The 8,013-nt window shown below is 71.1% G+C and carries 5 protein-coding genes; 3 read left to right on the top strand and 2 right to left on the bottom strand.

Translation table 11 applies throughout. The features are described 5' to 3' along the window. Positions 1-81 precede the first annotated feature (81 nt). Positions 82-951 (bottom strand): LysR family transcriptional regulator, encoded by an 870-nt coding sequence (locus tag E1286_RS44000; protein ID WP_132622857.1) that lies wholly within the window; start codon positions 949-951, stop codon positions 82-84. 562 nt (positions 952-1,513) lie between these two features. Between E1286_RS44000 and E1286_RS43990 the strand changes: the two genes are divergently transcribed. Both E1286_RS43990 and E1286_RS43985 read left to right on the top strand, forming a co-directional pair. Beyond that, positions 1,514-2,485 (top strand): neutral zinc metallopeptidase, encoded by a 972-nt coding sequence (locus E1286_RS43990; RefSeq protein WP_246075675.1) that lies wholly within the window; start codon positions 1,514-1,516, stop codon positions 2,483-2,485. Positions 2,486-2,846: 361 nt separating this feature from the next. Further along, positions 2,847-4,280 (top strand): LCP family protein, encoded by a 1,434-nt coding sequence (locus E1286_RS43985; RefSeq protein WP_246075674.1) that lies wholly within the window; start codon positions 2,847-2,849, stop codon positions 4,278-4,280. Between the two features lie 4 nt (positions 4,281-4,284). Here the strand turns inward: E1286_RS43985 and E1286_RS43980 are convergent, their stop codons facing one another. Next, the gene (locus tag E1286_RS43980; RefSeq protein WP_132622851.1) at positions 4,285-6,321 is read right to left on the bottom strand and encodes a spermine/spermidine synthase domain-containing protein; all 2,037 of its coding nucleotides are present in this window, start codon (positions 6,319-6,321) and stop codon (positions 4,285-4,287) included. Positions 6,322-6,507: 186 nt separating this feature from the next. Here E1286_RS43980 and E1286_RS43975 point away from each other — a divergent pair, with 186 nt between their 5' ends. After that, on the top strand, positions 6,508-7,752 hold the full coding sequence (locus E1286_RS43975) for a S8 family serine peptidase (protein ID WP_132622849.1): 1,245 nt from the start codon (positions 6,508-6,510) through the stop codon (positions 7,750-7,752). Positions 7,753-8,013 lie beyond the last annotated feature (261 nt).

Genomic DNA, 8,013 nt, shown 5'->3' with positions numbered 1-8,013 from the left:
TTCCGGTTCTTGGGGGTTGGGGGGTTGAGTTCGGTGGGGTGCGCAGGCCCCGGGTGCGGAAATGGATCGTTCCCGAAGTGGTCAGGCCGCTGTTCCCTTCTCTGCGGTCGCCAGGAAGTCCTGGGCGATGAGCGGCAGGCGCCGGCGCGCGTGGACGACGGCGATGACCCTGCGCACGGCGGGTTCGAGCGAGCGCACCACCAGTCCCGCACGGGCGGCCTGTTCGGCCATCCCGCGATACCAGAGCAAGGACGCCTGCCCGGCTCGTACGGCGTTGAGCCAGCCGTTGCGCTCGTCGGTTTCGAGCACGACCACCGGCGTCACGGCGAACTTGCCGAACATCGCGTCGAGCTCCCTGCGCCGCAGGCTGCCGCGGGCGGGCAGCGCCAGGCGCATGCCGTTCAGCTTGCCCATCGGCACCGGATTGGGCAGTTCGAGCCCGGGCGGGGAGATCAGCACGATCTCCTGGCGTTCGAGCGGGTGGGTGATGAGATCGGTGGGAACGGGGAGATCGGTGAGCCCGAGATCGGCCCGCTGATCCCTGATGGCGCTGACGACCGCGTCTCTGCCGTCGCACCGCACGATGTGCACGCGCACTCCCGGGTGTTCGGCCGCGTAGGCCGGCAGTAGCCGTCCCGCGAGGCCGGGTTCGAGGCTCGGGGTGGAGGCGATGCGGAGTTCCGCCTCGGTGACGCCACCCTGGCCGGCCAGTCCTTCGATCTGGTGGACGGCGTCGAGCGCCTCCCTGGCCAGCTTGACCACCCGACGGCCTTGGGCGGTGACGACCACGCCTCGGCCGGAACGGGCGAACAACGTCATGCCGAGCTCTCGCTCGAGATCGCGGATCGCGCGTGACAGCGCAGGCTGCGCGATGTAAAGCGACCTGGCCGCGTCGGTCATGGTGCGGTGCTCCGCAGTCGCGACCACATAGCGGAGCTGCTGGAGATTCATGCCAAAGAAGCTAGGACACCACCCGCCGCGGAGACCGGGAGATAGCAGAGATCACCTCGAATGATTTCGGACCGTAACCGAGCGCTGCTACATCCGTGACGGGTGATACATCAGTATGCTTTTGCCCCAAATTTGCCAAGGGTCCGTCAAGTGGCGACGCAAATGCCTGCATTGCGGACAAGCGGGTGAACGGGGAGACACGGTGACAGGCAACGGGCATTACCCACCCCCGCCACAGGGGTCAGGAGAACCACAGCGGCCCCCCTCCTTACCGTGGCCGCCACCAGGCCGCTGTCAGCCACAACCCCAGCCGTACGGCCCGGGCGGCGCCGGGGGCCCTGGCGGTCCCAGCGGCGCAGGGGGCCCTGGCGGCCCTGGCGGTCCGGGACACCCGTACCCGCCGCGGGCGAACCCGTACCCGCCGCCGAGGCCGCCGAGGCCGCCATACGGGCAGCCCCACCAGCAACCGCACCGGCAGCCATCCGCACCGCCGCCCCGGCCGCCGATGCCGCCGATGCCGCCGCGGCAGTGGCAGCCCGCGCCGCCGCGCAGGAAGCAGGGTATGGGCGTTGCCGGAGTGCTCGGCATCGTGTTCGGCTCGCTGGCGGCACTGTTCGTGCTGATCGTCGTCGGGGCGGTGATGATCGGCGGCTCGTCCGGCTCGGACACGACGACGCCGATCGCGATCCCGACGTACGAGCCCTCGGACGAGGAGTCCGACGAGCCCGCCCCCACCCGCGACGACGAGCCGGCACAAGAGCAGGAGCAGGAGACCGCCGACCCGCCGGCGCAGCCCGCGCTCAACACGAGCCTGAAGAACAACACCATGTACAGGGCCGGCGGACTCCCCCGGCTCACCTGCCGGGCCGGCAACGCCAGCATCTTCAGCCATGGCCAGCTCAAGGCCCTGATCCTGAAGACCGGCAAGTGCATGGATCGGGCGTGGCGGCCGATCCTGGAGAAGCAGGGCATCGACTTCAGCCCGCCCGGCTACGCCATCGCCGCGGGGCGGGGCAGGGGCGCGTGCGGGGACTACCCGTCGGCGGGCAGCATGGTGCCGTACTACTGCCCGCGCAACAACACCATCTACGCCTCCACCTCGGCGATGGCGCGCGGCAACGGCAACGCCCGGGGGTACGGCCAGATCATCTCCTGGCACGGCGGCATCATCAGCATGATGGCCCACGAGTACGGCCACCACGTCCAGAACATCACGGGCCTGATGGACTCCTGGTGGAGCGCCACACTCGACACCGGCAGCCAGAACACCAAGCTGGCGCTCAGCAGAAAGATGGAGCTCCAGGCAACGTGTTTCGGCGGCATGTGGATGCGCTCCGTGGCGGCCTCGTATCCGGTCAGCACGGCGAACCGCGGCCGGCTGTTCTGGTTCTACGGCCAGGTGGGCGACCACCCCCAATACCCGCGTGACCACGGCTCTCCGGCGAACAACAACCGTTGGTTCCGGCAGGGGTGGGAGAAGAACCGCACGTTCCAGTGCAACACGTGGCGGGCGCCCTCCTCGACGACCTCGTGATGTTGACGTGCCGTTCATCTCAGCTTGAGCACATGTCTCTGTTGTCCATATATGGGGGCTAGAATCCTGGCAATCTTGTGCCGATGGGGGCTGGACATCAGTTTTGCCTGGTAGGCGTGTAAGGGAGCCGGGTGTGAGCAATCGCGATGGGGTAGAGAGCGTGCCAGGAGGCAGGAAACGGCGCCCAGCGCGACGACCTCGCCCCGGCCGCACGCCCTCCTCCTCGCCGTCCTCCTCCAAGCAGGGCACTCGCGCGCCGGGATCTTCCGCTCAGGGTTCCTCCCCCCAGGGCTCCTCGAAGCGCTCCCCCGCGTCGGGCTCGACCCGACCGCGTTTCGCCCGGCCGCTGACACCCGCCTCCGTGCTCGGCTGGACCGCTCTGTCCGCCGTCGTGCCCGGCGCCGCCCACCTGCGCGCCGGGCACCGCCGTACCGGGCTGGTGCTGGTCAGCGTGTACGCGGTGCTGCTGCTGGCGGCCCTGGCCTACGGGCTGAGCGTGGCCAGCAACCTGGAGAACGCCGCCGTCCTGGCCGACGACGGGATGATGATGCTGGTGATCGTCATCGTGTCCGTGGCCGCGCTGGCGTGGTTCGCGCTGCTGGTGACGTCGTACATCGTGCTGGGCCCGAACCGGCTCAACCAGCAGGGCCAGATGCTGACCGGCATCGTGGTGGGCGTGCTGTGCGTGGCGGTGATGTCGCCGTTCGCGCTGACGGCGCAGACCATGGTGACCGCGCGCAGCACGATCAGCGACATCTTCAAGACCACGCCCGACGCCGACGCGTCACTGGCGGCGCAGAACGCCGAGGACCCGTGGAACGGCAAGACCCGGGTGAACTTCATGCTGATCGGCGGCGACGCGGCGAGCAACCGGACCGGCGTGCGCACCGACAGCATGAACGTGGCCAGCGTCGACCTGAAGACCGGCAACACGGTCCTGTTCAGCCTGCCCCGCAACCTGCAGCACGTGCGCTTCCCGCCGTCCTCGCCGCTGCGCAAGCAGTTCCCGAACGGCTTCATGGCCGAGCTGCCGAACGGCGGCCTGCTCAACGAGGTCTGGCAGTACGCCAACGACCACCCGGAGATCATGGGCGGCCACAACAAGGGCCCCCGCGCGCTGATGGACGCCATCGGCTACACCCTGAACCTGCACATCGACTACTACGCGATGATGAACATGTACGGCTTCGCGGACCTGGTCGACGCCATCGGCGGCCTGCGCATCCGGGTCGAGCAGGACATCAAGTGGGGCGGCCTGTACGGCACCGCCGGCACGATCAGGGCCGGCTACCGCAAGCTGTCGGGCGAGGAGGCCCTCTGGTACGGCCGCTCGCGGGTCAACAGCGACGACTTCTCCCGCATGGCCCGCCAGCGCTGTGTCATCGGCGCCTTCGCCCAGCAGGCCACGCCGACGGTCATCCTCACCCGCTTCACACAGATCGCCGGGGCGGCCAAGCGGCTGGCGGAGACGAACATCCCGCGCCACCTCGTGCAGCCGCTGGTGGAGCTGGCCGTCAAGGTCAAGGACGCGAAGATCACGAGCCTGCAGTTCGTGCCGCCGGAGTTCTACTCGGGCGCGCCCGACTGGGTCAAGATCCGCCAGGCGACGAAGAAGGCGATCAGCGACTCGGCGCGGCCGCCCCGCCAGGCCCAGGCCGCCAACGTGAGCGCCTCGCCGAGCGTGACGTCCTCGGCCGCGCCGAGCACCCGCGCGGCGACGCCGAAGCAGACACCGACCCGCAACTCCCAGCGGGCCGGCGGCGCGAAGACCCTCGACGAGCTCTGCGGTTTCTAGCCGGTCACGCCAGGGCCCGCTGTCGCGGCAGCAGGGCCATGGCGCCGAGGTAGAGCAGGGCGGCCACGACGAGCAGGCCCTGGTAGCCGATCACCAGGGCCGCGTACTCCAGGCAGCCGCCCACCATGGCGCCGAGCAGGTTGGCGCCGAACGACGTGGTGGCGTCGGCGGTCTCGGCGAAGCGCTTGGCGAAGACGACGTTCGCCGCGAAGATCGGCAGGAACGCCACCACCACGGCGGCCACGGCGCGCAGCGGCACCGGCAGGGACAGCAGCCACTCCGTGGGCACGAGCCAGGCCAGCAGCAGGCCGGCGAAGAGCACGCCGTACATGACGGGCAGCGGCGGGGTGCGGAAGCGGCGGGTCACCTCGACGGCGGCGAGCACGGCGACCAGCACGCCGGCGAACACGATCGCGTTGACCACCCACGTGGTGCCGAACAGCAGCGCGAACCCGGTGATGCTCTTGGTCTCCAGCAGCATGAACGCCACGCCCAGCAGGAACAGGTCGGCGTACGGGCGCATGCGCCGGTACGGCCCGGCGACGAGGCGGACGGCGATCAGGCTGACGGCGAGGATCAGGCCGAGCGTGATGAGGTAGATCGGCGGGACCGTCGCGTCCTTGAGGTACAGGAACGGGCGGTCGTCGTCGGCGGGCGACGGCGTTCCCGCGGCGGCGCCCGGCCACTCGGCGGCGCAGCGCTGGTCGGCGGCGGTCAGCCCGGCGGTGATGATGGCCTGGTGGCCGGCGGTGCTGACCACGTCGACGCAGGGCTTGTGGCCGAACGCGCTCTGCACGGTGGACGCGAGGCGGTCGACCAGCCAGCTCTCGCGGTAGTAGTTGTACATCGAGAACGCGCCGCCCGGCTTGAGGTGCGCCTGGGCCGCCCGCATGGCCTCCTCGGTGAACAGGTAGCTCTCCAGCCGCAACGAGCTGGCCCCGGAGACGAGGGTGAGCGAGTCGGGCAGGGCGAAGAGGATGAGGTCGTACTTGTCGGAGCTGCGTTCCAGGAAGGCGCGGCCGTCGGTGATGTGGGTGGTGACGCGCGGGTCGGCGTAGGGCCGGTCGGGGTGGACGGTGGCGCCCAGCTCGCGCAGTTTGGGGTCGATCTCCACGGCGTCGACGCGGGCCGCGCCCTTGGACAGGGCGATGGCGACGTCGGTGCCGCTGCCCGCGCCGACGATGAGCACGTCCTTCGGCGGTTGGGCGGCCCGCTCGTACGGCAGGCCGTACTGGCGTTCCAGCTGCAGGCGGGCGGCGGCGGGCATGGTCTGCTGATGCGGGATGCCGTTGACCGCGATGTCGGTGACGGGGACGCTGAGGCCCTGGAGCTCACGGAAGGTGACCTTGTAGTACGGCGACCAGAGCGCGCCGGCGGTCAGCGTCTCGGCCAGCAGCAGCCCCACCACGGCCGCGGACGGCACGGTGACCAGCCCGACGTAGAGGGCGCGCGGACGGGGCACGAGCAGTACCCCGTAGCAGGCGGCCGCGATGATCCCCCAGACGACCGGCGGCGCGCTCAGGAACGACAGCGCCGTGAAGCCGGCGATGCCGGTGAGGCTGCCGATGAGGTCGTAGCGGTAGGCCTCCAGGCGCGACAGCTCGGGGAAGCAGCGCCCGACCAGCTCGGCGGGGCCCATGAGGACGGCCGCCGCGGCGCAGAAGATCACCGGCAGGATGAGCCAGGCGGGCGGGCCGGTGGTGGACAGGCTCGTCCAGTACAGGACGCCCTCGGTGTCACGGTCGACCGTCACGGGGAAGGCCAGCACGACGATCACCAGGATCGCCAGCACGACCGGCGAGTAGTACGGCTGCCGCCGCGAGCGCCCCACGCGCAGGAAGCCGAGGCCGATGCCGAGGAAGGAGCCGAGCAGCACGAAGTTCGTGAAGTAGCTGAGGTGGACGATGTTGGACCCCGTCCACCGGATCAGCGCGAGCTCGAGGAAGAGCATGAAGGCGCTGGCGAGGACGAGCCTCGGCCGCACCGCCAGCCAATGGGCCTTCTCACCGTCGTCGACCGGCTTCTGCGCCTGGAGCGTCATGGTGCCTCACCGTAGTGAACGGACCCGGGACACGGAAGCCTGACGCCCCAGAACAAAGATCGTCCACTTCGTGGCAAATGTCGCATTATTGCAGGTCACGAGCCTACCGATAGCGCTGGACGAGCCGGGACGGATGAAGGAATGTTGGGAGGTTCCTTCCCCTCTCCCCACGTTCGGTGGTGACACATGCGGGTCCTGATCCAGCTCCGCCCCTCCCCCGACCTCGTCTCCGCGCTCTCCGATCCCTGCGGGACGGTCGCCGCGGCCGACGTCGCCGGTGGGATGCCCGGGGTCGAGCTCGACACGGCCTTCGCGCCTGTGACCGTGCCGCGGCCGGCCGGCGACCCCCTCTCGCTCCGGCCGCTCGACGTCTCCGACGACGCCTGCGTCCTGGTCCGCGGCACGATCTGCGACGACGGGCCCGACCGGCCGCCCACGCCCGGTGTCGCCGTCTACGCCGACCCGGCCATCGAGGCCGTGCCCGTGCGCGGAGACGGCCCGCCGGTCGGCGACTGGCACGACGTCGAGCGCCTGCTGAACGTCGCGGGCCTGCACGCCGAGGGACTCGACGGCGACGGCGTGGCGCTGGCCGTGCTCGACACCGGGATCGACGGCGCGCACGCGGCCAGGCGGCTCGGCCGGAGCGTCACCCTGGACGCCGGGTCCCGCTGGGGCGCCTCGGCCCGGCCGGGCGAGTCCGCGACCGGCCACGGCACGATGTCCGCGTTCGACGCGCTCATCGCCGCCGCGCACGCCACGGTCATCGACCTGCCGGTGCTCTCCCCGGGGCGCGGCGCCCTGCTGTCGGACGCCCTGTCCGCCTTGGCCCGCCTGCGTACGGCGCTCGAAGCGCAGCCCGAGCAGTCGAGGGCGCTGGTGGTGAGCAACGGGTGGACGGCGGTCGCGCCGGACCTGCCGGCCGGCCACCCGGGCGGCTACTCCGGCAACGCCGCCCATCCGTTCAACCTCATGGTGAGCGCGCTCGATCGGGCGGGCGCCGACGTGGTCTTCGCGGCGGGAGACCACGGGCGGCCGATCGCGGGCGCGTGCTCCCATCCGAAGGCGCTGTCGGTGGGGGCCGTGGACGTCAACGGCGACCGCCTCGGCTACTCCTCCCAGGGACCAGGGCGGCTGACCGCCCGCAAGCCGGACGTGTGCGCGTACGCGCATTTCGCGGGGTCGGCGGCCTTCGGGGCGGACGAGCCCGACGCCGGCACCGCAGCCGCGGCGGCCGTGGCGGCCGGCCTGGTGGCCGCGGTGCGCACCCGGTGGCCGGCGTCACGGCTGTCGCCGGCCGAGTTGCGGGCGCTGCTGCGGCGGACCGCCGAGGACCGCAGCGAGGCCGGGTTCGACTACGACTACGGCTACGGCAGCGTGGACACGGCCGGGATCATCGCCGCGCTCCAGCGGCGGGCGAGGAACGCGGCCTGAGTCAGGCGTGCTCGCGGTCGCACACGCGCCTGCCGATCCCCAGGCCGCGGCGCCGGCGGCGTAGCTCGGACGGGTCGTGCCGGACGGGGCGGGTGGCGCGGCGACCGGTGCGAGGAGTCCTGCTCGGTGCGGGTCATCAGAGGGAGCGTTCACGGCAGCGAAGGGCCGCACCGGCCACCGGTACGGCCCTGGTGGTTTCGCTGCTACAGGCACGTGACATCGGATGAGGCGGCCTGTTGGCAGGCGATCGGGGCTTTCGGT

Origin of the sequence: Nonomuraea terrae, from assembly GCF_004348995.1 — a bacterium.
Lineage (GTDB): Bacteria > Actinomycetota > Actinomycetes > Streptosporangiales > Streptosporangiaceae > Nonomuraea > Nonomuraea terrae.
Note: the sequence above shows the minus strand (reverse complement) of the source record. Positions and strands in the feature narration are given on the sequence as shown.